27 protein-coding genes are annotated in these 23,174 nt (G+C 73.1%); 20 read left to right on the top strand and 7 right to left on the bottom strand.

Annotation, left to right across the window (positions count from 1 at the left end; translation table 11 throughout):
• Positions 1 to 3: 3 nt before the first annotated feature.
• Positions 4 to 624: a maleylpyruvate isomerase family mycothiol-dependent enzyme gene (locus DQE82_RS25230; protein ID WP_113974359.1), complete on the top strand. Its 621-nt coding sequence runs from the start codon at positions 4 to 6 to the stop codon at positions 622 to 624.
• A 4-nt stretch (positions 625 to 628) separates the two neighbouring features.
• Here the strand turns inward: DQE82_RS25230 and DQE82_RS25225 are convergent, their stop codons facing one another.
• Positions 629 to 1,564 (bottom strand): LLM class flavin-dependent oxidoreductase, encoded by a 936-nt coding sequence (locus DQE82_RS25225; RefSeq protein ID WP_051611005.1) that lies wholly within the window; start codon positions 1,562 to 1,564, stop codon positions 629 to 631.
• A 56-nt stretch (positions 1,565 to 1,620) separates the two neighbouring features.
• Between DQE82_RS25225 and DQE82_RS25220 the strand changes: the two genes are divergently transcribed.
• Genes DQE82_RS25220 through DQE82_RS25210 form a run of 3 tightly spaced genes read left to right on the top strand, consistent with a single transcriptional unit; the run spans position 1,621 to position 3,866 of the window.
• Positions 1,621 to 2,793: an acyl-CoA dehydrogenase family protein gene (locus DQE82_RS25220; protein WP_043324790.1), complete on the top strand. Its 1,173-nt coding sequence runs from the start codon at positions 1,621 to 1,623 to the stop codon at positions 2,791 to 2,793.
• Positions 2,786 to 3,232 (top strand): thioesterase family protein, encoded by a 447-nt coding sequence (locus DQE82_RS25215; protein WP_113974357.1) that lies wholly within the window; start codon positions 2,786 to 2,788, stop codon positions 3,230 to 3,232. Before DQE82_RS25220 ends, DQE82_RS25215 begins: the two co-directional genes overlap by 8 nt.
• Positions 3,222 to 3,866 carry a carboxymuconolactone decarboxylase family protein gene (locus DQE82_RS25210; protein WP_158560008.1) on the top strand — a complete coding sequence of 215 codons (645 nt, stop codon included), beginning with the start codon at positions 3,222 to 3,224 and terminating at the stop codon, positions 3,864 to 3,866. The genes DQE82_RS25215 and DQE82_RS25210 overlap by 11 nt, the downstream gene beginning before the upstream one ends.
• Before the next feature lie 11 nt (positions 3,867 to 3,877).
• Here DQE82_RS25210 and DQE82_RS25205 read toward each other — a convergent pair whose 3' ends face one another.
• Positions 3,878 to 4,546, bottom strand: coding sequence for a GntR family transcriptional regulator (locus DQE82_RS25205; RefSeq protein ID WP_199496105.1), 669 nt, complete (start codon positions 4,544 to 4,546; stop codon positions 3,878 to 3,880).
• Between the two features lie 133 nt (positions 4,547 to 4,679).
• On the opposite strand from DQE82_RS25205, the gene DQE82_RS25200 reads away from it, so the two are divergent.
• Genes DQE82_RS25200 through DQE82_RS25185 form a run of 4 tightly spaced genes read left to right on the top strand, consistent with a single transcriptional unit; the run spans position 4,680 to position 9,017 of the window.
• Positions 4,680 to 5,843 carry an acyl-CoA dehydrogenase family protein gene (locus tag DQE82_RS25200; RefSeq protein ID WP_199496104.1) on the top strand — a complete coding sequence of 388 codons (1,164 nt, stop codon included), beginning with the start codon at positions 4,680 to 4,682 and terminating at the stop codon, positions 5,841 to 5,843.
• Positions 5,840 to 6,670, top strand: a complete 831-nt coding sequence (locus tag DQE82_RS25195; protein ID WP_051610999.1) for an SDR family NAD(P)-dependent oxidoreductase — start codon at positions 5,840 to 5,842, stop codon at positions 6,668 to 6,670. Before DQE82_RS25200 ends, DQE82_RS25195 begins: the two co-directional genes overlap by 4 nt.
• 18 nt (positions 6,671 to 6,688) lie before the next feature.
• A complete protein-coding gene (locus DQE82_RS25190) occupies positions 6,689 to 7,537 on the top strand; it encodes an amidohydrolase family protein (RefSeq protein ID WP_113974350.1) in 849 nt (282 codons plus the stop codon).
• A 10-nt stretch (positions 7,538 to 7,547) separates the two neighbouring features.
• The gene (locus DQE82_RS25185) at positions 7,548 to 9,017 is read left to right on the top strand and encodes a class I adenylate-forming enzyme family protein (protein WP_158560007.1); all 1,470 of its coding nucleotides are present in this window, start codon (positions 7,548 to 7,550) and stop codon (positions 9,015 to 9,017) included.
• A 33-nt stretch (positions 9,018 to 9,050) separates the two neighbouring features.
• Here DQE82_RS25185 and DQE82_RS25180 read toward each other — a convergent pair whose 3' ends face one another.
• A complete protein-coding gene (locus DQE82_RS25180; RefSeq protein WP_140946067.1) occupies positions 9,051 to 9,908 on the bottom strand; it encodes a hypothetical protein in 858 nt (285 codons plus the stop codon).
• A 239-nt stretch (positions 9,909 to 10,147) separates the two neighbouring features.
• On the opposite strand from DQE82_RS25180, the gene DQE82_RS25175 reads away from it, so the two are divergent.
• The 3 genes from DQE82_RS25175 to DQE82_RS25160 all read left to right on the top strand — a co-directional run bounded on the left by DQE82_RS25175 (position 10,148) and on the right by DQE82_RS25160 (position 12,330).
• Positions 10,148 to 10,612: a hypothetical protein gene (locus tag DQE82_RS25175; protein WP_113974347.1), complete on the top strand. Its 465-nt coding sequence runs from the start codon at positions 10,148 to 10,150 to the stop codon at positions 10,610 to 10,612.
• A 74-nt stretch (positions 10,613 to 10,686) separates the two neighbouring features.
• Complete coding sequence (locus tag DQE82_RS25170; protein ID WP_113974345.1) at positions 10,687 to 11,103, top strand: hypothetical protein; 417 nt, start codon at positions 10,687 to 10,689, stop codon at positions 11,101 to 11,103.
• Between the two features lie 543 nt (positions 11,104 to 11,646).
• On the top strand, positions 11,647 to 12,330 hold the full coding sequence (locus DQE82_RS25160; protein ID WP_370446809.1) for an alpha/beta hydrolase: 684 nt from the start codon (positions 11,647 to 11,649) through the stop codon (positions 12,328 to 12,330).
• Positions 12,331 to 12,371: 41 nt separating this feature from the next.
• Here the strand turns inward: DQE82_RS25160 and DQE82_RS31215 are convergent, their stop codons facing one another.
• The 3 genes from DQE82_RS31215 to DQE82_RS25145 form a co-directional block, all read right to left on the bottom strand.
• A complete protein-coding gene (locus DQE82_RS31215) occupies positions 12,372 to 12,548 on the bottom strand; it encodes a hypothetical protein (protein WP_223201123.1) in 177 nt (58 codons plus the stop codon).
• A gap of 46 nt (positions 12,549 to 12,594) precedes the next feature.
• A complete protein-coding gene (locus tag DQE82_RS25150; protein ID WP_113974343.1) occupies positions 12,595 to 13,827 on the bottom strand; it encodes a cellulose binding domain-containing protein in 1,233 nt (410 codons plus the stop codon).
• Positions 13,828 to 14,004: 177 nt separating this feature from the next.
• On the bottom strand, positions 14,005 to 14,718 hold the full coding sequence (locus DQE82_RS25145) for a Clp protease N-terminal domain-containing protein (protein WP_113974341.1): 714 nt from the start codon (positions 14,716 to 14,718) through the stop codon (positions 14,005 to 14,007).
• A 226-nt stretch (positions 14,719 to 14,944) separates the two neighbouring features.
• On the opposite strand from DQE82_RS25145, the gene DQE82_RS25140 reads away from it, so the two are divergent.
• From DQE82_RS25140 to DQE82_RS25110, 7 genes are read left to right on the top strand one after another with little or no spacing between them, the layout of a single operon-like run.
• Positions 14,945 to 15,664: a class II aldolase/adducin family protein gene (locus tag DQE82_RS25140; protein WP_113974339.1), complete on the top strand. Its 720-nt coding sequence runs from the start codon at positions 14,945 to 14,947 to the stop codon at positions 15,662 to 15,664.
• On the top strand, positions 15,661 to 16,635 hold the full coding sequence (locus DQE82_RS25135; protein ID WP_113974337.1) for an ABC transporter substrate-binding protein: 975 nt from the start codon (positions 15,661 to 15,663) through the stop codon (positions 16,633 to 16,635). Before DQE82_RS25140 ends, DQE82_RS25135 begins: the two co-directional genes overlap by 4 nt.
• The gene (locus tag DQE82_RS25130; RefSeq protein WP_104115952.1) at positions 16,632 to 17,393 is read left to right on the top strand and encodes an ABC transporter permease; all 762 of its coding nucleotides are present in this window, start codon (positions 16,632 to 16,634) and stop codon (positions 17,391 to 17,393) included. Before DQE82_RS25135 ends, DQE82_RS25130 begins: the two co-directional genes overlap by 4 nt.
• Positions 17,390 to 18,154, top strand: coding sequence for an ABC transporter permease (locus DQE82_RS25125; protein WP_073829906.1), 765 nt, complete (start codon positions 17,390 to 17,392; stop codon positions 18,152 to 18,154). The genes DQE82_RS25130 and DQE82_RS25125 overlap by 4 nt, the downstream gene beginning before the upstream one ends.
• Positions 18,151 to 18,936, top strand: a complete 786-nt coding sequence (locus tag DQE82_RS25120) for an ABC transporter ATP-binding protein (RefSeq protein ID WP_113974335.1) — start codon at positions 18,151 to 18,153, stop codon at positions 18,934 to 18,936. Before DQE82_RS25125 ends, DQE82_RS25120 begins: the two co-directional genes overlap by 4 nt.
• On the top strand, positions 18,933 to 19,850 hold the full coding sequence (locus DQE82_RS25115; protein ID WP_073829904.1) for an MBL fold metallo-hydrolase: 918 nt from the start codon (positions 18,933 to 18,935) through the stop codon (positions 19,848 to 19,850). Before DQE82_RS25120 ends, DQE82_RS25115 begins: the two co-directional genes overlap by 4 nt.
• Positions 19,850 to 20,779 (top strand): amidohydrolase family protein, encoded by a 930-nt coding sequence (locus tag DQE82_RS25110; RefSeq protein ID WP_104115955.1) that lies wholly within the window; start codon positions 19,850 to 19,852, stop codon positions 20,777 to 20,779. The genes DQE82_RS25115 and DQE82_RS25110 overlap by 1 nt, the downstream gene beginning before the upstream one ends.
• A gap of 8 nt (positions 20,780 to 20,787) precedes the next feature.
• Here DQE82_RS25110 and DQE82_RS25105 read toward each other — a convergent pair whose 3' ends face one another.
• Complete coding sequence (locus DQE82_RS25105) at positions 20,788 to 21,351, bottom strand: DM13 domain-containing protein (protein ID WP_104115956.1); 564 nt, start codon at positions 21,349 to 21,351, stop codon at positions 20,788 to 20,790.
• Positions 21,352 to 21,435: 84 nt separating this feature from the next.
• Here DQE82_RS25105 and DQE82_RS25100 point away from each other — a divergent pair, with 84 nt between their 5' ends.
• Together DQE82_RS25100 and DQE82_RS25095 are read left to right on the top strand one after the other, a co-directional pair.
• Positions 21,436 to 22,149 carry a response regulator transcription factor gene (locus tag DQE82_RS25100; RefSeq protein WP_104115957.1) on the top strand — a complete coding sequence of 238 codons (714 nt, stop codon included), beginning with the start codon at positions 21,436 to 21,438 and terminating at the stop codon, positions 22,147 to 22,149.
• Positions 22,146 to 23,168, top strand: a complete 1,023-nt coding sequence (locus tag DQE82_RS25095; RefSeq protein WP_043324777.1) for a sensor histidine kinase KdpD — start codon at positions 22,146 to 22,148, stop codon at positions 23,166 to 23,168. Before DQE82_RS25100 ends, DQE82_RS25095 begins: the two co-directional genes overlap by 4 nt.
• Positions 23,169 to 23,174: the final 6 nt, after the last annotated feature.

Here is a 23,174-nt window from a genome sequence, read left to right as displayed (position 1 = left end):
CGCATGCGCACGGAGACGGAGGTCCTCGGGGACCTGTGGCGGGTCTGGGGCGCCTGGGGCGCGGATCTCGACGAGGAACGGTGGACGGCACCGACGCGCTGCGCCGGGTGGGACGTGGCCGCGCTCTACGCCCACGTCTCGCAGGGTGTCGGCGGGCTGGCGGCGCTGGTGCGGCGGCGCCGGGCCGAGGGTCCGCCGGAGCACGGCGACGCGGTGGCCCTGCTGCGCGCCCTCAAGCCGGACGAGCACGTCGCGGCGGACCTCGCTGCCCGCAACGCGGACGCGGCGGTGGCGGACGCCCGCGCGGCCGGTACCGCGGCGCTGGTGCGGCGGCTGGCCGAGGACGGCCCCGCGGCGGTGGCGCTGGCCGCGGCCGAGCCGGACCAGACGGTCGAGTACTTCCGCCGGGGCACCACGACGGTGCGGGCAGCGACCGTCGTCCGGCTCGTGGAGGCCACCGTCCACCTGCTCGACCTCGCGGCGGCGCTGGGCCGCGAACCGGAGCTGCCGGACGGGGCGACCGAGCACACGGTGCGTTTCCTGACCGGCATGGCGCCGCCGCTCGCCCTCATCGAGGTGGCCACCGGCCGGCGGGCGCCGGACATCTTTCCGGTGTTCGGCTGACCGGTCAGCGCAGCGCCGGCACGACCTCGGCCGCGAGCCGGCGCAGCTGCCCGCGCGGGTCCGGCCCGGCGATGTTGAACACGACATCGGTCATGCCGGCCTCGACGTACGGGGCCAGGTACTCGCGGATGTCGTCGGCGGTGCCGTAGGCGCTGTACCGCTCGAAGCTGTCGAACGGCAGCCCGTACGCCGTGGCAAGGTGGTTGGACACGGCGTCGCGGGCCGCCTCGCGGGTGTCGGCGATGGTGGTGAAGAGATTCAGCGCGAACGCGAAGCCGGAGAGGTCGCCGCGGATCGTGCCCACGGTGTCCGTGGCCGCCTGGAAGCGGCCGGCGCTGACCCACACCGGGAACCAGCCCTCGGCGCCCCGGGCCGCGCGCTCGACGACGGCGGACGCGCGCCCGCCGAGCCACAGCGGCACAGGTTGCTGCACCGGCAGCGGCTCCATCGTGAACGCCGGCAGGTCGACGATGCGCCCCTGGTACGGCTCGCCGCTGCCGGCCAGCAGGCCCCGGACGGCGGCGGCCGTCTCCTCGAAGCGGCGGGCCCGCCGGCCGGGGTCCACGCCGAGGGCCCGGTATTCCTCGGGGTTGTCGCCGCCGATGCCCGCGCCCAGCACCAGCCGGCCGCCGGAGAGCACGTCGACTGTCGCGACGTCCTTCGCGGTCAGCGCCGGATGACGCAGGTTCAGCAGGTAGACGCCGGTGCCGAGGCGGACCCGCCGGGTCACCGCGGCGACCGCGGCCAGCGCCGGCAGGGGCGAGAGCATGCCGACGTTCCAGAGGTAGTGGTCGCCGACCCAGACATGGTCGAGGCCGAGCTCCTCCGCGTCACGGGCCATGTCGAGCACCGATGCGGGCTCGATCGGACCGCTCGCGGAGTAGGTGGGCAGGAAGCATCCGACGTTCACCATGACGACCCCCTTCAGCAAAAACAGCATACGGGATACAGTATGTCGACCGCTAGGAGCCGTCTCATCGACCGACGGAGGCCCTCATGACCCTCGTACCGTCCGCGGCCCCCGCCGAGCAGGTCCTCGAGCCGCTCGACGGACCTGAGCACGACGCGGTGAACCGCGCCCGGGAACTCGTCGCCCGGATCGACGACGAGACAGCTGCCGACCTGGCCGCCCGCACCGAGTTTCCCGCTGACCTGTGGGACTGGGTCGCGGAGCACGACCTGCACCGGGTCGGGATCGCCGAGGAGTACGGCGGTGAACCGGCCGACATCGTGGCGAAGATGCGCATCGCCGAGGTGCTGGCCGAGCGGGTCGGGGTGCTGGCCTGGGTCTGGGGCATCTCCAACTGCTTCGCCGCGCCGCTGCTGGCCGCGCTGGCCGACGAGCCCACCCGCAAGGAACTGCTGCCCGGGCTGGCCGCCGGCCGCCGGCGCTTCGCGTTCGGGGTCACCGAGCCGGGCGGTGGATCCGACCTGTTCGGCGCGCTGGACACCACCCTGGACGACGGGCGGGTCAGCGGACGCAAGCGCTACTGCACCGCCGCGGCCTCGGCCGACCATCTCTTCCTGCTGGTCCGGGAGGCCGGGGCGCCGGCCGGCGGCACGAGCGGACTGGCATTCGCGCTCGTGCGCACGGACGCGCCCGGGCTGTCGATGTCCCGGGTGCCGACGCCCAGCTTCGCGTCCTCGTTCGGCACGTACGAGGTCGACCTCGACGGGGTGGCCGTCGACCACGCGTTCACCGGTCCGGCGGTCAAGGCGGCGCTGCGCACGGTGCTGGTGGAGGAGCGGCTGTTGATCCCGGCCATCGTGGTCGGCGCCGCGCACGGCGCGCTGCGACGCGGCCTGGCCTACGCGGCCCGGCGCACCGCGTTCGGCACCCGCGTGGACAGCTACCAGGCGCTCCAGCACCAGGTCGCCGACGCGGTCATGGACCTCGAGACGGCCCGCCACTACGCGTACGCCATGGCGCGGCGGTGGGCGGCCGGCGCGCCGGTCACGGTCGGCGCGGACGTCGCGAAGTCGCGCAGCGTCGACGCGGCGCAGCGGGTCGCCGACGTAGCGGTGCAACTGATGGGCGGCATCGGCTTCACCCGCTGGGGCGGCGTCGAGCACGTGTGGCGGGACCTGCGCGCCTTCCGGCTCGCGCCGATCACCGAGGAACTCGTGCGCAACCGGGTGGCCCGGACACTGGGGATGGGCCGTGACTGATGGCGTCGCGCCGCTGCTCGCCCGCCTCGGGCTGCGGGTGCCGATGCGCGACGTCGATCAGGCCGGTGTCATCTACTACCCGGCCCCGCTGGCCTGGCACGAGCAGCTCTACACCGGCTGGCTGGACGCGATCGGCCATCCGCTGAGCGGCCTGCTGCGGGTCGGCGAGGCGACGGCCACGGTGAGCGCGAACGCCGACTACCGCGCGCCGGTCAGTCTCGACGATCGGGTCGACCTGGAGCTGCGGTCCGGGCCGGTGGGGCGCAGCTCGTTCACGCTGTGCTCGACCGGATTCCGCCGGCCCGACCGGCGCGAGGCGGTGCGCGTACGTACGGTGCACGTGTGGTCGCGGCTCGATGGTGGCCGGCTGCGGGCGGCCCCGATGCCGGACTGGCTGCGCGAGGCGCTGTGCGGCGGGGTGGTGGCCGATGCCGGCTGACCGCACCCTGGCCGACCGCTACCTGGGCGGACGGTGGACGCCGGCCTTCGACGCGATCGCGGTTGAGGCACCCGGGGTGCTGGAGGCGTACCTGCGTCTGGCGGCCGTGCCGTGGCGCGGCCGGGAGCTGCCGGTGGCGCTCAAGGAGCTGATCTGCGTGGCGCTGAGTGCGGCGCCGGGTCACCTCTATCCGGCCGGGGTGCGCATGCACGTCGCCGGCGCGCTGCGCGCCGGCGCCCCGCGCGCGCACGTCATGCACGCGGCGGCGGTGGCCGGCTCGGTCGGCATCCGGGCCGCGACGCTGGCGTTGCCGATCCTCGCCGACCTCGCCGGCCCGGCCGCGGACGGCGAGGTCGGGCTGCCGCCGGTCGACGCCGCGCTCGCCTCGGCCCACACCGAGGTGGTCGACGCGGGCGGGGCGGCGGGGCTGCCGGCCGTCGACCGGGAGCTGATCGCGGTCGCCGTCGCGGCGGCGGTCACCCTCGCCGACGCGGATGTCGTCCGCGAGCACATCCGGGCCGCCCTGGACCTGGGCGCCACACGGGGGCAGGTCGCCGAGGCCGTCGCGCTGGCGTGCGGCATCGGGCTGCACGGCTGCCTGCTCGTCGCCGACGAACTCGCGGCGGCGCCATGACCGCCGCCGGATCAGGTCAGGTCGACGCCCTTCTTCTCCAGGTAGCGGACGAGGTCGCGGCCGGCCTCGGCCACGTGGTCGCGCATCAGGCCGGCGGCCTGTTCGCCGCGGCCCGCCGCGATCGCCGCGATGATCTGCGCGTGCTCGTCGTTGGCCCGGTCGATCCACTGCGGGAACTCCAGGAGCAGATCGCGCGGAATCGTGACCGCCAGGGCCCGCAGCGCGACGATCAGGCGGCGCGACTGCGCCATCTGGTTGATCCGCCGGTGCAGGTGCCAGTTCAGATCGGCGGCCAGCTGGGCGTCCTCGGCGGCGCCGCACATCTGTGCGTGGCGCTCGGCCAGCTCGGCCAGGTGGGCCGGGTCGGCCCGCTCGGCGACCCGCCGCGTGGCGATGCCGTGCAGCTGGCCCTCGATGAGGAAGCTGTCCTCGATGTCGTGCCGGCGCAGGGGCGCCACGACGCTGTGCCCGCCGCCGTCGCCGGTCAGGAATCCTTCGTACGTCAGCTGCCGCAGGGCGTCGCGGACCGGCATCCGGCTGGTGCCGAACCGCTCGCACACCTGCGTCTGGGCCAGCTTGGTGCCGGGCGCGAGTCGCCCGAACAGGATGTCGTGCCGCAGCGCGTCGGCGATCCGCTGGCCGAGCGGCGTGCGGTCGAGCCGTTCCGACGTCAGACTCACAGGTCCTCCTCTGCGGCTGGTTTGTTCGTTTCCGCCGCTTACTGCCATTTTGCCGCACCGCGTCCGGAGTCGCGGTCATCCCGTCCCTTCCAATATCCCGTATACCGGCGCTTGAGCTGAAAGGGATCCACACGTGTTCTTCGACATGTTGCCAACGGAGCTACGGGACCTCGCGGCGGTCGCCCGCGACGTCGCGACGGAGCGGATCGCGCCGCTCGTACCCGAACTCGAGCGCGGCCGCACGTTCTCACCGGAGCTGCGCAAGATCCTGGCCGGCGCCGGCTTCACCGGGCTCGTGGTGCCCGAGCGGTTCGGCGGCGTCGACACCGACGTCCGGGCCGAGGTTGTCGTCCTCGAGGAGATCTCCAAGGTCTACCCGAGCGCGTCCACCGTGCTGACCGCGACCTGGTTCCCGACCAAGGTGATGGTGCGGGCGGCCGACCGGCCCGACGCGCCGGCCTGGCTCCCCGGCGTGCTGCGGGACGTGGCATCCGGCGACCGGCTCGGCGCGATCGCGGCCACCGAACCCGAAGCCGGGTCGGACCTCGGCGGCGTGGCGACCACCGCGCGGCGCGACGGCGACGAGTGGGTGATCAACGGCAGCAAGCGGTTCATCACCAACGGCGGCCACGCCGACTTCTACGTCGTCGTCGCCCGGACCGGCGGTCCCGGGCCGCGCGGCGTGTCCGCCTTCTACGTCGAGGCCGACCGGCCCGGGGTCGAGGCGGTGCGGTTCGAGGAGAAGATGGGCCTGCACGCCTCGGCGACCGCCGAGATGGTCTTCGCCGACGTCCGGGTGCCGGCCGACCACCTGCTCGGGCCGGAGAACGGTGGCTTCCCCCTGCTGATGCAGGGCTTCGACGAGGGCCGCATCGTCGTCGCCGCCCTCGCGCTCGGCATCGCCGAGGGCGCGTTCGACGCGGCCGTCCGGTACGCCGGCGAGCGGCGGCAGTTCGGGCGGCCGATCGCCGCGTTCCAGGGCATGCAGTTCCTCATCGCCGACATGGTGATCCCGTTGCACGCCGCCCGGTCGCTGGTCTACGACGCGGCGCAGGCCTACGTCGACGGCCATCCGGACGCCGCCCGGCTGGCCTCGATCGCCAAGACGTACGCGAGCGACATGGCGATGGCGGTCACGACCGACGCCGTCCAGGTGCACGGCGGCTACGGCTACGTCACCGACTTCCCGGTCGAGATGTTCATGCGCGACGCCAAGATCAACCAGATCTACGAGGGCACCAACCAGATCCAGCGGATGATCATCGCGCGTTCCTACTTCCCGGACGTCGCCCGATGACCACGCCGGCCCCCGAAGCGCGAGGCGACGTCACCGGGCGGCTGCGCGACCGCGTCGCCGTCGTCACCGGGGCCGGATCGCTCGGCGGCGGATGGGGCAACGGGAAGGCGGCGAGCGTGCTGTTCGCCCGGGCCGGCGCCCGTGTCCTCGCCGTCGACCGGCGCGCCGACGCGGCCGAGCAGACGGCCGCGATCGTACGGGCCGAAGGCGGCGAGTGCGAGCCGTTCACCGCCGACGTGTCCCGCCCGGACGGAGTCGCCGCGCTGGTCGAGGCGTGCCTGCGCCGGTACGGGCGGGTCGACGTGCTGCTCAACAACGTCGGCGTCGGCGTCGTCGCGGGTGTCGAGGACACCGAGCCGCGGCAGTGGGACCTGGTCCACCGGATCAACCTCACCTCCGCGTACCTCACCACGCGGGCCGTCGTTCCGCACATGCGCGAGCAGGGCGGCGGTTCGATCGTCAACATCTCGTCGGTCGCCTCGCTCGGCGCGACCGGCGACCGGCTGACCGCGTACGGGGTCAGCAAGGCCGGGCTCAACCACCTCACCCGCGCTGTCGCCGCCGAACACGCGGCCACCGGTGTCCGCTGCAACGCCGTTGTGGTGGGTCTGGTGGACACGCCGACCGTGTACGCCGGCCAGCCGGACGCCGACCCGGCGGTCCTGCGCGCGCGCCGGGCCCGGCGCTGCCCGACCGGCGCGATGGGTGACGCGTGGGACGTCGCCCACGCCGCGCTGTTCCTGGCGAGCGAGGAGGCCCGGTACGTCACCGGCGCCCTGCTCGTCGTCGACGGAGGACTGTCGCTGCGCTTCGGCGCGGCGGTGTAGGCAACGAGAGGAGCACAGATGAGCGAACGCCCGTACGGCATCGTGGACGCCTGGGCGATGCCCTGCCACCCGCCGATCTCCGACCGGTGGAACTCCGATCCCAAACGGACCCACGGAATGGCGCTGTTCGGCGCATCCGGCTTCGGCGGCTGGTCGATCGACGAGCAGGTCGAGGAGATGGACCGGTGGGGCGTCGAGATCGCCGTGCTGTCCGCCATCCGCGAGGCCGACGATGTGAAGATCAGCAACGAGGAGGTCGCCGCCTGCGTCGAGAAGTACCCGACGCGGTTCCGCGGCAGCCTGGCCGTCGATCCGCGCCGGCCGATGGCCGCGCTGCGGGAGATGCAGACATGGGTACGCGACTACGGCTTCGTCAACGTGAAGGTGTGCCCGTACGCGTACGGCTACGACAACCCGCCGAACAGCAAGCTGTGGTACCCCATCTACGCCAAGGCCTGCGAGCTCGGCGTCTCCGTCACCATCCAGGTGGGACACACCGGGCCGCTGCTGCCGTCGGAGCCCGGCCGGCCGATCTACCTCGACGAGGTGGCGCTCACGTTCCCCGAACTGACCATCGTCGGCGCGCACATCGGGTGGCCGTGGGAGGAGGAGATGGGCATGCTCGCGTGGAAGCACGACAACGTGTACGTCGACACGTCGGCCCACGCGCCCACCCGCTACCCGGACCGGTTCGTCCGGTTCCTCAAGCGCCGGGCGCCGCACAAGGTGCTGTTCGGCACCGACTACCCGGCTCTTCGCTACGACCGCGCGGTCGGCGAGGTGTCCACCCTTGATCTTCCGGCCGATGTCGAGCGGATGTTCCTGCGCGACAACGCCTGGAAGGTCTTCGGCCTGGACCGGAGCTGAGGGAGGGAACGTGCTGCATCCGTACGCCCATTACCTGCGGCGCGCCGCGCTGCTGTTCCCGGACCGGCCGGCGGTCGCGGATCCGGCCCGGGACGTCGAGCTGACCTGGCGGGAACTGGCCGACCGGGTGGCCCGGCGTGCCGCCACGCTGGCCCGGGCCGGTGTCGGCCCCGGCGACCGCGTCCTCGTCCGGCAGGCCAACACGCACGGCTACCTGGAGGCGGTGCTGGCGGCGGCCTGGCGGGGGGCTGCGTACGTGCCGGTGCTGGGGGTGCTCTCCGCGGGGGAACGCCACTACATCGAGGAGACCGTGGAGCCGGTGGCCGTGCTCGACGCAGCCGACCCCGGCCCGCCCGGCGATCACGGCGGTGAGGCCCCGGTGGACGTGCCGCCGGGCGCTGTCTCCCAGGTCCTGTTCACGTCCGGCTCGTCCGGCCGGCCCAAGGGCGTCGTGCACAGCTTCGACAGCACGGCCGGGGCGATGGGGGCCTGGGCCGCCGTGACGAAGGCGGGGCCCGACCAGGTCGTCCTGGTCACCACGCCGATGAGCCACGCCGCCGGGCGGCTGGTGGAGTCCGCCCTGGTCGCCGGTGGACGGGTGGTGATCGCCGAGTCGCCCAAGCCCGGTCCGGTCGCCGCCGCGATCGAGCGGTACGGCGTGACCCACATGCTGCTGGTGCCGACGGTGCTCCAGGACCTCGTGGACGGCGCCGCCGGCGGCGACCTGTCGTCGTTGCGGCAGGTGGTGTACTCGTCGGCCCCGGCGTCACCGTCGCTGGTGCGGCGGGCACACGAGCGGCTCGGCCCGGTCGTGGCGTCGGTGTACGGCTCGACGGAGGTGCCGGCTCCGGTGACGGTGCTGGACACGGCCGACCACGAGCGGGCGATGGCCGGCGCCGCGCATCTGCTGACCTCGTGCGGGCGGGAACACCCGTGGGGCGTGCAGACGCGCATCGTCGACGACGACCTGCGCGAGGTGCTGCCCGGCGAGGTCGGACAACTCGCCCTCTGCACGCCGTGGCTGGCGTCCGGCTACTGGCGTCAGCCGGATGCCTGGGCCGAGCGGCTCCGGGACGGCTGGTTCCTCACCGGCGACCTCGGCCGGTACGAGGACGGCTACCTCTATCTGGTCGACCGGCGCGACGACATGATCATCTCCGGCGGCTACAACGTGTTCCCGACCGAGGTCGAGCACGTGCTCGGCGAACACCCGAGCGTGCGCGAGGTGGCGGTGTTCGGCGCGCCCGACGGACGGTGGGGCGAGGCGGTGGTCGCCGCGGTGGCACTGCGGCAGCCCGCTCCCGCCGACCCGCCGGCCGCGCTGATCGCCCACTGCCGCGACCACCTGCCGCGCTACAAGGTGCCGAAGCGGATCGTGGTGCTCGACGACCTGCCCAAGTCGGGGCACGGCAAGCTCTCCCGCCGCCTGACCCGGCAGCGTGTCGTCGGCGACAGCGCGGTCGTCCATGGCGCGGAGTGAGGTGTCGCGTTCCGCAGCCGGGAGTACGGCCCGTCATCCGCCTGTCAGGGCAACGCCGTCGGGTGGCGGGTCGGTGAACAGCTCGGCGAGCCGGGCCCTGGTCCGGTCGGTGAGGATCTTGGTGGCGTCTTCTCCGAGTGGTGTCAGCGCATGCTGCCGTACCGCGGGGTGTTGTGCCGGCGCGGGGCAGATGAACACCGCGAGGATCCGCAGGGCCCGCAAGGCTTCTTCGTTGGAGATGAGGTCGAGCAACGGTACGCCGGAGAATGCCGCCACCTGGAACCCGCGCCACGCCTTGTCGACGATCAGGCCGACGACGGCTTCGGTGACGTTCGGCCGGCCGGCTTGCAGCGGCGAGCGCAGGATCATGTGCTTCACCTGACCGGGGATGCTGTCGAAGCCGCGCCGGGTCGCCTCGACGACTCGGGCCATGGCGATGAAGAGGTCACACCAGCCGTGGTGGGTGAGGTCGCGCCTGACGCCCCGGGCATCTGCGGCGGCGCGATCGAGCTCCGGTGTGATCTCCCGCCATGCTCCGCGCGCCATCTCTTCGGCGAGCGCGGTCACCTGCTCGGCGGGGGACGGGTAAGCCTCGGTCTCGCCCCCGGCGTGCGGAGGTGGGGTGGTGGCGAGCCAGTCTGCGATGTCGGCGCGCGCGAGGTCGGTGGCGACCTCCCTGTTGACGCGGTCCTTCTGCGCGCGCTGTGACCGATCCTGCGTCCAGGACAGCTTGTTCTCGAAGAACTCCCGTCGCCCTCGACGGCCTGCATCGTCCTGGTTGACGAGGTCGAGCCATCCCTGCACGCCGTGCTGAGAGCCGCCGCACTCGCTGCAGACGCAGCGATGTTTTTCAGCCTTCGCGCAACGAGGGTTGTGCCTGTCGGCGTCCATGTCGGGGCCACCTCGCTCATCCGGCAGGCCCGGGTCGCGGCACGGCCGGAACGTTACTCAATGCGATTTGATCGATACCTCACGTTACTTGTCGACCGACGTCAATGGAAGCTGGAACAGCGATGCGGCCTGCCGGAGAAGCGTTGGCTCGGTTCGGCTGCGCCATATCGCATCAGCCGGAAGTTCGTGGGCGGCTGCTCACCGGAGAATCAAAGCGCCTGGATGTACGGTCCTTCGTCATGAGCTATGACCTGATCTTCGTACCCCGAGGTGACGACCAGTCCTGGGAGGACGCCCTGGAGGCGGCGGCGGAGGCCGACAGCGACGAGCGTCCGCGCGCCGAGGCGTGGAACGGGATCGTGGCGGCGGCGCGGCAGGTGCTCGGTGAGGTCTCCGTGTTCGAGGGGGCCGACAACTACGAGCTGACGCACGAGCCGACCGGCGTCCAGGTCAGCTACTACGCGGACGAGGTCAGTGTCACCGTGCCGTACTGGTACCGGGGCGGTGACGCCCGGGCCGTCGTCGCGGCGGTGCACCAGCTCGGCGCGGTCGTCGAGGCGGTCACCGGTCTGTCCGGCTACGACCCTCAGGTGGAGCTGCCGTTGGCCGAGGCCGCCGCGCGGCCGGAGCTGGCCGTCGCGGCCTTCGACGAGGTCGCCGAGTCCTTCGCGAGGCGCGGGATCTCCAGTCCCAGCAACGGCTGAACGCCTGCCCGCACGCCGGCAGGTCGCAGTGGCGGGGCGCTGTCGGATCGGCTGCGGCGTGCGACGCTCGTGGCGTGCGTGCCGTCTTCGTCTTCCCGGCCATGGCGCAGGCCGCCGTCGTCGCCCTGCTCGACCGGCTGTCGCCGGATCAGAGACATCCGTGGCTGGTGGACGGATGCCTGTACCCGGATCTGACCGACGAGGACGAGCACCTGTACGCGGACTGGGAGCCGGCGGCGGTGCGGGCCCTGAGCCGCGCCCGCGGTGACCGGCCCAGGTGGGCGGTGCAGGTCGACGTCTCGGGCCGGGTCGACGGGACGGTGGAGGTCCGTCGCCTGACGTTGACGCTGCTCGGTCGGGGCGGCGTCGCGATGGACGACTACTCCGACCATGTCTGGACGGCGGAGCAGATCGCCGCCGACGCGACTGTGGACGGGCTGCGCTTCTTCGACTTCAGAGGCCACTACGAACGGAACCGGCTCGCCCGGTAGCCGGCCGACCGGGCAGCTTCCCGCCGCGCTCAGCCGCCGACGCACCCCGTCACCGCCCGGCCAGTTGGTGCCACGAGGAACATTGGCGGTGGGCGATGGCATCCTGATGGGCCCGGATGATTCTCGTCCGGATATTCCGTCGCCGCATTGAGAAAAGCGCAGCCCCGAAAACCGGGGAACTGGATTGTGGCGTCGGAATGGATGCCCTCGGCGTAGTAGAGCATGTTCGGTCCCGGCGACTGCCGTCCGCCGCACCGCACTCTCAGCTTCTTCTCAGGCGAAGAATTGTGGGAACCGGTTGCGCGAAGTCGAGTCCTCGCATAGCGGCGGGAGGGCGCGCAGTCTTCGCGGCAGCGTTTTCCGAATCCCGCTGACAGGCGTTCCGTCAGTGCCGGATATTTGTTTTGCAAACGTCGAACCGGCGGCGCCGGCCGGTCGCCCTGTGCTGTCTGGCTCTCCGTGGCAGATCACCCGAAAGGAATGTCAGATGAACGCTGCGCCTGACCCGACCGGAATGCCCACCGTCGTCCTCGTTCACGGGGCATTCGTGGACGGGTCCAGCTGGAACGGGGTGATCGCCGATCTCCGGCGCCGCGGCTACCCGGTCATCGCGGTCGCGAATCCGCTGCGCAGCGTGCGGGGGGGGACGCCGCCTACCTGCGCGCGCTCGTGGACAGCCTGCCCGGGCCGGTCGTGCTCGCCGCCCACTCGTACGGCGGCGCGGTCATCACCGAGGCCGCGGACGGCGCGGCCAACGTCCGGGCCCTGGTGTACGTCGCCAGCTTCAGCCCGGACGTCGGCGAGTCGGTGGCCGACCTGAACGCACGGTTCCCCGGCAGCATGCTCGCCGACAACATCCAGGCGGTGCCGATTCCCGCCCAGGACGGCAGCGCGGACATGGACCAGTACGTCAAGCAGGAGACCTACCCGGACTTCTTCGCCCCCGACGTTCCCCGGGACACCGCCGCGGTGATGGCGGCCACGCAGCGGCCGACCGCGGCGAACACGCTGACCGACAGCGTGACCCGGGCCGCTTGGCGGAGCATTCCGTCCTGGACGCTGGTCACCGGCCAGGACCTGGCGATCCCGCCGGACCTGCAGCGCTTCCTGGCCGAGCGGGCCGGGTCCACGACCGTCGAGGTCGCCGCGTCGCACGCGGTGACGGTCTCCCAGCCCGGCGCCGTCGCGGACCTCATCGACACCGCCGCCCGCGCCACGTCGATGTGACGTCACCCGGTCAGCAACCCGGTGTCGGTGGCAGGCGCTGATCAGAGCAGCACGAGTTCCTGGGCCAGCATGTCGGTCCAGGTGCGCCGGGTGACGTTGCAGCCGGTGTGTTCCACGAACTGCCGTAGGGCGCGTCGTCGAAGGACTCCGGCGGCGGGCTCGCACCGGCCGTGACGGCGGTGCGGCGGCCGTCCGGCGCCCGGCGAGACGTCACTCACCTCCCGCCGGGCCGGACGCGGCCGTCGCCGCCGTGTCAGTCGTGTCTCAGCTCCCGGCGCACGTGACGGTGGCGCCGCTGCCGTTGCCGGCGCCCTGGAATCCGAAGGTGGTGGTCTGGCCCGCGCCGACCTGCCCGTTGTAGCTCTGGTTCGCCACGGTGACGGTGCCGCTGGTGCCGCTGGGCACACCGTTCCACAACGAGCTGATCGACGCGCCGCCCGGCAGGGCGAGCGTCACCCGCCAGCCGGTCAGCGCCGTGGTGCCGGCGGTGACGGTGACGGTGGCGACGAACCCGCCGTTCCACTGGTCCTGCACCACGTAGGCGGCCGAACAGGACGGGCCTCCGCCGGGCGGCGGCGTAGTGGGCGGGGGAGTCGTGGGCGGCGGCGTGGTGGGGGGTGGCGTGGTCGGGGGTGGCGTGGTGGTGGGCGGCGGGTCGAGCGTCAGGTTCTTCTGCTGGACCGTCCACTGGGTGCGGCACAGGCCGCAGTCCGGGCCGACGAAGTTGGCCCCGGCGCCCACGTCGCCCTTCAGGCGCCACTTCAGGTAGAGCACCGCCACCCGGCCGAACTCGCCGCCGTTGGGCTGGTCGTAGGTGCCGCCGTGACCGACGTTCAGGTTGCCCATGAACGCGGGCAGCCCGGACGGCAGCTTGCCCCAGTCGTCCATGGCGTTGGGGTAGGCGATGTCGCTGGGCCCGCCGATGAAGTACGCGATGGGCTTGGTCAGCCGGCGCAACTGGTAGTCGTCGGCGTCGTTGAGCAGCCCGCTGCTGAAGATGCCGGTCGTGGTGACGCGCGGGTCGTTGGAGACGGCGTACGCCTCCACGCCGCCGCAGGAGAAGCCGGCCACGGCGATCTTCGTGGTGTCCAGCCGGTTGAAGTACTTGCTGCCCGACCGGGAGTTCTCCGCCACCGCCCAGTCGATGGACTGGGTGAGCATCTGGGCGTTCGTGGAGCCGGAGCCGTTCGGCGCGCCGTTGGCGATGGCGAGGAAGCCGTGGGAGGCGATCTCACGGAGGAAGTTGCCCTGGGACAGGCCGTTGGCCGAGCACGCGCCGTTGCCCCACACCAGGATGGGAAGGCGCTCGGACGGGAGGGTCTGGGGCCGGAAGATGGTGTGGTTGGCCAGGGCGGACGAGGTTTCGTAGTCGGCGGGGTAAGGGCCGGAGCCGCCGATCGCGGCGCCCGCGGGTGTCGCGCCGAACGTCATGGTCACAGAGGCGGCCGAAACGACGGCGGCGGCCAGTCCCGCGTAGATTCTCGATCTCCTTCTCATGGGTCCTCCAGCGACTGACGCGTAGGCGCCCTTGGTGGTGTCGGTGTGCGGTTACTATCACCGGCGTAACGAAAAGTGTCAATGTAACGTCCGCTGTGTGGACGCGACTTCGCGCTGGTCGGGGGCCTGAGGCGAGGCCCCGGCGCGATCAGTGGCGACCGTCCTCTGCGCCGCGCGTCAGGCGTCCGTCGCGTCGAGCCGCTTCTGCAGCCGGTCGAGGCGGTCGAGGACGTCGTGCATCATCACGCGCAGGACCGTCGTGTCGGCGTCGCGTCCGGGTAGCATCCGCCCGAACGCGACGCCGTAGTAGAGAGCGGAGAGCGCGGCGGGCGTGACGACGGCGCTCACCCCGGTGCGGCGCAGCGCGGCGCCCGCCTCGCCGTCGTCGCGCAGCAGCCCGAGCAGCAGGTGGCTGCCGGTGGTGACGGCCGAGGCGTGCGCGGTGGCCTGCTCGGCGGCGGCCGCCAGCACCGCCAGGGTGGCCGGCGAGGTGGCCGGCTCGCTGGGCGTCGCCGTGACGGCGGGGGTCTCGCCCAGGGCCGCGCGGATCGTGGCGGCGGGGAAGCCGAGCAGTTCGACGGTGTTCAGCACCAGGCTCTCGCCCTCGTCGAGGAAGGCCCGCAGCAGGTGGACCGGCTCCACCGTGCCCGCGCCGGAGGCGGACGCGAGGGCGTACGCCTGGTGCAGGATCGCCGCCACGTGGTGGTTGGCGGGCGGGGTCAGGGTGAGCCCGGCGGGCAGCGCCCGGGTGGTGGGTGTCTCGTGAGTCGCGCCCACGGCGCCGTCCAGCGCCTGGGTCAGCGCGGTCTGGCAGATCCGGGAGACCGGCAGCCGGGCGTCTCGGACGCGGTCGGCGAGGGCGTCGGGTAGATAAACGTTGACCTTGGGCACCTGACCGATCCTGTCACGCGGGGGCCGGGCCGGGCACCCCTTGATCGCCTACATTCCCTAGGGTTATAGTAGGGTTATGCCGGCGCTGCTGACCACCCGACGAGCCCTCGACCAGGGCCGTACCTCCAGCGCGCTCTGTCGCCGCTGAGCCCCACCGGCTCGCTTCGCACACGTCGCCTCGTCGTGCCCTCCTGGGCACGGCCGACTCCTTAAGGCCCGACACGCCATGACTCAGCACGACCCTGTCCAGAAAGCCCGCGTCGACCTGACCGCCGGCATCAACAAGCTCTTCGCCGCCTCGGCCATGTCGGCCAGCGGACACGGCAACATCAGCGTCCGGATCCCCGGCCACGACGACCGCCTCCTCGTCAACGCCGGGGAACTGCTGCGCCCGTGGCCCGCCGACGACCTGCGGGTCGCGGCGCCCGCGCTGCGCACCGTCAACGACGACGTCGTCGTGGTCGGCCTCGACGGGACCGTCCACGAGGGAACGCCCAGCCCGTCGGTGGCCGCGATCCTGAAGATGCACATCGGCGTCTACCAGGCCCGGCCGGACGTCAACGCCGTCATCCACACCCATTCGCCGTACGCCACCAGCTACGCCCTCGCCGGTGTGTCGCTGCCGGCCCGGTACGAGGCCCTGCTGGTGCACGGCCAGCCGGTCGACATCCCGGTCGCGCCGTGGGCGCCACGCGGCACCGAGGAGGCGGTGCGGTCGATCGCCGAGACGTTCGCGGCGCACCCCCGCACGTACGCGATCCTGCTCGGCAACCACGGCCTGCTCGTCGCCGGCGACTCCGCCCGGCACGCCGCGAGCCTCGTCGTGGCGATCGAGGAGGCGGCCGTCTCCAGCATCGGCGCCGAGCCGCTCGGCGGCCCGGTGCCGTTCCCCGACCACGTCCACGACCTCGACCTGCGCCTGCGCTTTGAGGAGCCGACCGCATGACCACCCGAAGCCGCCGGATCGCCGGCGCCCTCGCTGCCGTCCTGCTCACCACGTCGCTCGCGGCCTGCGGCGGGAACGACGAGCCCGCCGCGGCGAGCGCCGACGGCCTCACCACCGTCCGGCTCGCCTCGTCGCCGCTGGGCCACCTCGCGCCCATCTACCTGGCCCAGGAGCGCGGCATCTTCGCCAAGCACGGCCTCAAGGTCGAGGTCGACACCGAGACCTCCGACCTGACCTCCGTGCCGGCCGTGCTGGCCGGCAAGGTCGACTTCGCCACCGGCGACCTCACCACGCTGATCGTGGCCCGGTCCAAGGGCCTCGACGTCAAGGCCGTGGTGCCGGCGTCCGCGTCCACCGGCAAGGAGGGCGCCGACTACGGCGCCCTGGTGGTCAAGGGCGACTCCGGCATCACCAGCGCCAAGCAGCTCGAAGGCAAGACCGTCTCGGTCAACGTCCTCACCAACATCGCCGCCGCGGCGGCCCGCGAGGCGGTCCGCGCCGACGGCGGCGACCCGACGAAGGTCAAGCTCGTCGAGATCCCGTTCCCGCAGGCGCCCGCCGCGGTCAGCACCGGCCGGGTGGACGGCGCCTGGGTGGTCGAGCCGTTCCTGTCGGCGGCCAAGGCGCAGGGCGCGGTGCCGGTCGGCTGGGGCTTCACCGACCTGGCGCCCGACCTCACGGTCTCCGCCTGGTACGCGGCCGGCTCCTACGCCTCGAAGAACGCGAAGACCGTCACCGCGTTCCGGGACGCGGTGCGGGAGGCGTACGCGTACGCCCGCGACCACGAGGACGAGGTGCGCGCGAAGATCCCCACGTTCACCGAGATCAAGCCGGAGGTGGCCGCGAAGATCACCCTGACCGGCCTGCGTGACGAGGTCAGCCGGCAGGCGGCCGAGAAGCTCGCCGGCTACGCCCAGCGCGACGGGCTCATCACCACCACACCCGACCTCGACGAACTGATCCTCAAGTGAGAAGGGGGTGGCTCGGCGCCGTGGGCCTGGCGGGCGCGGCCACGGCGTACGAGATCCTCGCCCGCCTGTTCTTCGACCCGGCGCACGTGCCACCGCTGAGCGCCGTGGTTCCGGAGGCGCTGCGCCTGCTCACCGGGGAACGGTTCTGGACGGCGACCGGCCGTACGCTGGCGGCGGTGGCGGTCGGCCTGGTCATCGCGCTGGCCGCCGGCATCCTGGCCGGGTTCGCGCTCGGCTCGGTGCCGCAGGTGCGCCGGGCCACCTCCTCCACTCTCGACTTCCTGCGGCCGGTCCCGTCGATCGTGTTGATCCCCGTGCTGGTGCTCGTGCTCGACGTCCGGCAGATCACGGTGCTGCTGGTCGCCGTGTCCTGCTTCTGGATCGTCGTGTTCCAGGTGCTCTACGGCCTGCGTGACGTGGACCGGGTGGCGGTCGAGACCGCCCGTGCCTTCCGGCTCGGCCGGCTGGCCCGGATCGTGCACGTCACCTGGCCCACGGTGCTGCCGTACCTGGGCACGGCGCTGCGCCTGATCGTCTCGGTCGCGCTGGCCCTCGCACTGACCGGCGGGCTGGTGATGGGCGCCGCCGGACTCGGCGAGATGATCTGGAGCAGCCAGGAGTCCGGCGAGTCCACCGGCATGTACGCGCTGGTGCTGCTCACCGGTGGGCTCGGCATCGGCCTCGACCAGCTCGCCCGGCTGGCCGAGCGGCGGCTGCTGCACTGGCACGTGGCGACCCGCCGGGAGGCCCTGGCATGAAGGCCCTCGGCTACGCGCTCGGCCTGCCCGCGGCGCTCGTGGCCGCCTGGTGGGTGGCCAGCGACGGCAGCACCAACGTGTTCCTGCCGCCGCTGCGCACGATCGTCGAGGCGTTCCGGGACGTGTGGTTCTCCGACACGTTCGTCCGCGACGTGGTGCCCAGTCTGTGGCGCCTCGCCGCCGGCTACACGATCGCGCTCGCCGCCGGCGTCGTCCTCGGCTTCGTGATCGGGCGGTGGGCGGTGCCCCGCGCGCTGACCGGCCCGCTGCTGGCGTACTTCCGGGTGCTGCCCGCCCCGGTGCTGATCCCGGTGCTGCTGGTGGCGGTCGGCATCGGCGACACGACCAAGCTGGTCGTCATCACTGTGGGCGCGGTCTGGCCGATCCTGCTCAACACCGCCGACGGCGTCCGCGCCGCCGACGAGGTCGGGCTGGAGACCGCCGCGGCGTACCGGCTGCCGCGCCGCACCCGGCACCTGCTGGTGCTGCGCGGCGCGAGCCCGCAGATCTTCGCCGGCGCCCGGCAGGCCCTCGGCCTGTCGATCATCCTGATGGTGGTCAGCGAGATGCTGATGAGCACCGACGGGCTCGGCTTCACAGTGGTGCAGTTCCAGCGCAGCTTCGCCATCCCGCAGATGTGGAGCGGGGTGCTGCTGATCGGCCTGCTCGGGTTCGGGCTCGCCAAACTCTTCGAGCTCGTCGAGCGGCGCGCGTTGCGCTGGCATCGCGGCCACACCGGACAACTCACGGAGCGACCATGACCTCCCTGCTCGAGATCACCGGGATCGGCAAGACCTACCGGGCCCGGGAACGCACCGTCGAGGTGCTGACCGCGATCGACCTGACCGTGTCCGAGGGCGAGTTCGTCGCGCTCGTCGGCCCCTCCGGCTGCGGCAAGACCACCCTGCTCAAGATCGTCGCCGGGCTGCTGCCGGCCACCGTGGGGCAGGTCCGGTTCGGCGGCCGTCCGGTCACCGAACCGCCGCCCGGCCTCGGCGTCGTCTTCCAGGAGTACGGCCGCAGCCTGTACGCCTGGAAGACGGTCCGGCAGAACGTCGAGCTGCCGCTGCGGCACCTGGACCTGAGCCGGGCGCGGCGGCGGGAACTCGTCGCCGACGCGCTCGACGCGGTCGGACTCGGCGCGGCCGGCGACGCGTACCCCTGGCAGCTCTCCGGCGGCATGCAGCAGCGCGTCGCGATCGCCCGCGCGGTCGCCTACCGGCCCCGGCTGCTGCTGATGGACGAGCCGTTCTCCGCCGTCGACGCGCAGACCCGCGCCGACCTGGAGGACCTGGTGGCCACGCTGTGGAAGCGCTACGGCATGACCATCGTCTTCGTCACTCACGACATCGACGAGGCGGTCTACCTCAGTCAGCGCGTCGTGGTGCTCGGCGCCGGCGTCTCCGGCGTCCAGGCCGACATCCCGGTCGACCTGCCCGCCGACCGGGAACAGATCGGCACCCGTTCCTCCGCCCGCTTCGGCGAGCTGCGCACCCGAGTGTGGACGCAGGTCCGCCGTACCCCCGAGAGCGAGATGGTATGAGCAACGCCCGATGGACCGACACCGGCGGCGGCGAGGGTCCGCTGTGGTCCTTCCGAGTCGGTGAGGTCGAGGTCTTCCCGATCCGCGAGGTCGACTACTTCGTGGACCCGGCCGAGTTCTTCCCGCAGCTGGCGACCGAGTCGTGGACCGACGGCGCGTTCTACACCCGGGAGCCGTTCACCCACGACGGCCGGATCCTGCTCAACCAGGAGGCCCACCTGCTGCGTACGCCGGACCGGCTGATCCTGGTCGACGCCGGCGGTGGCAACGGCAAACCGCGCAACGGCGGCGTGTTCGACCGGGCGGACCGGCCGTTCCTGGAACAGTTCGCCCGCGCCGGGGTGTCGCTCGGCGACATCGACACCGTCGTCTTCACCCACCTGCACGTCGACCACGTCGGTTTCGCCACCAGCGCGGACGGCCGCGGCGGCTGGGAGCCGACCTTCCCCAACGCCCGGTACCTGGTGGTCCGGGAGGAGTTCGACTGGTGGACCGGCCCGGACGGCGCGCGGGCCATGCAGCGTACCGGCGACTACATCGCCGACAGCATCCTGCCGCTGCGCGACGCCGGGGTGCTCGACCTGATCGAGGCCGACCACGTCCTGTCCCCGCAGGTGCACCTGGTGCCCGCGTTCGGCCACACGCCCGGCAACGTCTACCTGGTCGTCGAGTCGGCCGGGCAGCGGGCGCTGTTCGCCGGCGACATGCTGCACCACGGCGTCCAGCTGGAACGGCCGGAGTGGAGCATCCGCTACTGCGTGGTGCCGGGCGACTCCGCCGACCAGCGCCGCCGGCTGCTGGAACGGGCCGCCGACTCCGGTGACCTGCTCGTGCCGGCGCACTTCCCGTTCCCCGCGGCCGGGTACGTGCGCCGGGCCGAGCGCGGCTTCACCTACACGTTCCTCGACGTCTGATGCTCATCGCCGACTTCCACACCCACCACGCCTGTCCGGACTATCCCGCGGTGCTGCCGCACAACGCCACCGGCGCGCTCGCCGCCCGCTGGGCCGACACGGCCCGGCGGGTCGCCGACCTCGACGGCCTGCTCGCCGAGTCCGGCCGGCACGGCGTGGACCTGCGCGTCCTGAGCGCCCCGCCGGCGATGGTCACCCCGCACGGCGAACGGACGCGGCCGGACGATTTGCGGCGGCTCAACGACCACCTGGCGGCCGTGGTCGCCGCGAATCCGGGCCGCCTCGCCGGGCTCGCCACGATCGACGCCTTCGGCGGCGACGCGGCCGCCGGGGAGGTGGTCCGGGCCGTCCGCGAGCTGGGCCTGCCGGGCGTCGTCGTCGACTGCGCCGCCGCGGACGGGCGGCTGCTCGGCGACCCGGCCGCCCGTCCCACCCTGTCCGCCGCGGCCGAGCTGGGTGTGCCGGTCTTCGCGCATCCGATCAGCAGGTCCACGCTGACCGCCGAGTTCGCCGGCCTGGGCCGGCTCGGCACGTCGCTGGCCCGCGGCACGATCAACGCCGCCGCGCTGCTGTCCCTGCTCACCGGCGGCGCCCTGGCCGCGCTGCCCGGCCTGCACGTGGTCTTCCCGATGCTCGGGGTGGCCGGCCTGGCGCTCGCCGCCGCCACCGACGAGGGCGCGTTGCTCAGCGCGCCCGGCCGCCGCGCCCACGTGTACGCCGACACCATGGGCTTCGCGCCGTCGGCGATCCGCTTCGCCACCGGCCTGCTCGGGGCCGACCACGTGGTCGTCGGCGGGGACTGGCCGGTCGCCGAACGGGAGACCACCCGGGAGCGGGTCGAGGCGGCGCTGCGCGGCGCGGGCCTCGACCCGGACGAGCGCGCCCTGGTGGCCGGCGGCAACACGCTGCGCCTGCTGGGCCGCGGCTGACGCGCCGATCAGGCCGGCGCCGATCCTGTCCCCGCCACGGCCAGCGGGGCCGCGCCGAACGACACCGCGAACCGCTTGCACCAGATCGACACGCTGCGCAGCCCGTCCAGGTCCACCGACGCCGGGATGTCGTACGCCTGGTCGCCGATGTTGCCCTTGAGGCGGCCCAGTTCCACCCAGCGGCCGTCGTCGAACACCTGCCAGCCCGCGCGGCCCTGCTGCACCTTCCGGTCGGTGAGCCAGACCCGCAGGTCGGGGCCGTCGGAGGTGTTCAGGCCGCGCAGCAGCAACTGACGGCGGCCGTCGGCGAGCCGGACCAGCTGCGCCCGGCCGGACGTGTCGTGCTCGTGGGTGACGAAGTCACCGGCGGCCAGGACCACGTCGGTGGGCGGCCCGCCGGTGGCCGGCGGGCCGCTCGTGCCGGCCGTCGGCGGCTCCGTCACCGACGGCAGCGCCTCGCGCACCTCGCGGTCGGTCACCAGCCGCCACGGCTGGAACAGGTACAGGCTCACCCCGAGACCGGCGACCACCACGACGGCGAGCACCGACAACACCACACGTCTTCTGCCCATGCCGTGAACCGTAGGGCCGTTCCCGGCCGGAGGATCTTTCCGTCCGCTTACGGCCCGACCGCGGGCCGCCGCGCCGGGACGCCGATGGGTAGCGTCGGGCCCATGGAGCGCTACGTGCTCGTCGTCGACGACGACCGGACGGTCAGCGACGTCGTCCGCCGCTATCTCGAACAGGACGGCTACCGGGTCCGGCTGTCCTTCGACGGGGCGGACGCGCTCGTCGCGGCCGGGGAGCAGCCGCCCGACCTGGTGGTCCTCGACCTGATGATGCCGGGCCTCGACGGCATCGAGGTGTGCCGGCGGCTGCGGCGGAGGCTGCCGGAGCTGCCCGTCGTCATGCTCACCGCGCTCGGCGACGAGGCCGACCGGGTCGCCGGGCTGGAGGTCGGCGCGGACGACTACGTGACGAAGCCGTTCTCCCCCCGGGAACTGGTGCTGCGCATCCGGTCGGTGCTGCGGCGCACGGCGCGCGACGACCGGGGACCGGCCGGGGTGCTGCGCGACGGCGACCTGACCGTCGACGCCGGCCGGCGGGTCGCCGAGCGAGGCGGGGAGCCGCTGGCGCTGACCGTGCGGGAGTTCGACCTGCTCGCGTTCCTGCTGGCGAACCCGGGTCGCGCGTGGTCCCGGGCCGAACTGCTGGACCGGGTGTGGGGCTGGCGCTTCGGCGACCAGTCGACCGTCACCGTCCACGTCCGGCGGCTGCGGGAGAAGATCGAGGACCGCCCGGCGCAGCCGTGCCGCATCGTCACCGTGTGGGGCGTCGGCTACCGCTACGAGCCGCTGGAGTCCCGGTGAGCGAGCTGCTGGTCATCGGGTCCTACGCCCTGCTGGCCGGCGCGGTCGTCGGCGCGCTCGGCGTGGGCGCGTTGCGGCTGGTGCGCCGCCGGTCGATCCTCGCGCACATCGCGGTGCTGCTCGCGGTCACGATCGCCTCGGTGACGGCGGGCGTCACCGCTGTCGCGCAGGCCATGTTCCTGTCCGCGCACGACCTGCAGGTGGTTCTCGTGACGGTTGCGGCGTCCGCGGCGGTCAGCCTGGCCGTCGGTGTGGCGTTCGCCCGCCGGCTGGCGCGGGCGGCGGTCTGGGCCGACCAGGCCCGGCAGCGGGAACGGCAGTTGGAGGCCGGCCGCCGCGAACTGGTCGCCTGGGTCTCCCACGACCTGCGGACACCGCTGGCCGGCCTGCGGGCGATGGCGGAGGCGCTGGAGGACCGGGTGGTGGACGATCCGGCGACGGTGGCCGAGTACCACCACCGGGTCCGGGTCGAGACCGACCGGATGACGCGCCTGGTCGACGACCTGTTCGAGCTGTCCCGGATCAACGCGGGCGCGCTGCGGCCCGCGCTGTCCCCGGTGCCGCTCGGCGACGTCGTCTCCGACGCGATCGCCGCCACCGCGCCGCTGGCCGCCGACCGGGGGGTGCGTGTGCTCGCCCCGGAGACCGGCTGGCCCACGGTCCGGGCCGGCGAGGCCGAACTCGCCCGCGTCGTGACGAACCTGCTCGTCAACTCGGTGCGGTACACGCCGCCGGACGGCACGGTGCGCGTCGACACCGGCCACGACGAGGGCGACGTGTGGTTCGCCGTCTCCGACACCTGCGGCGGCATCCCCGAGGCGGACCTGCCCCGGGTGTTCGACGTGGCGTTCCGGGGGACCCGGGCCCGCACACCGGCCGGCGCGGACCAGCCGGCGCCGGCCGGTGGCGGGCTGGGCCTGGCGATCGTGCGCGGCCTGGTCGAGGCGCACGGCGGGCGGGTGCACGCGCACAACGTCACCGGCGGCTGCCGGTTCGTCGTCCGCCTCCCGCCCGCCTGACAGCCG

The organism is Micromonospora sp. LHW51205 (assembly GCF_003315815.1).
GTDB lineage: Bacteria > Actinomycetota > Actinomycetes > Mycobacteriales > Micromonosporaceae > Micromonospora > Micromonospora chalcea.
Note: the sequence above shows the minus strand (reverse complement) of the source record. Positions and strands in the feature narration are given on the sequence as shown.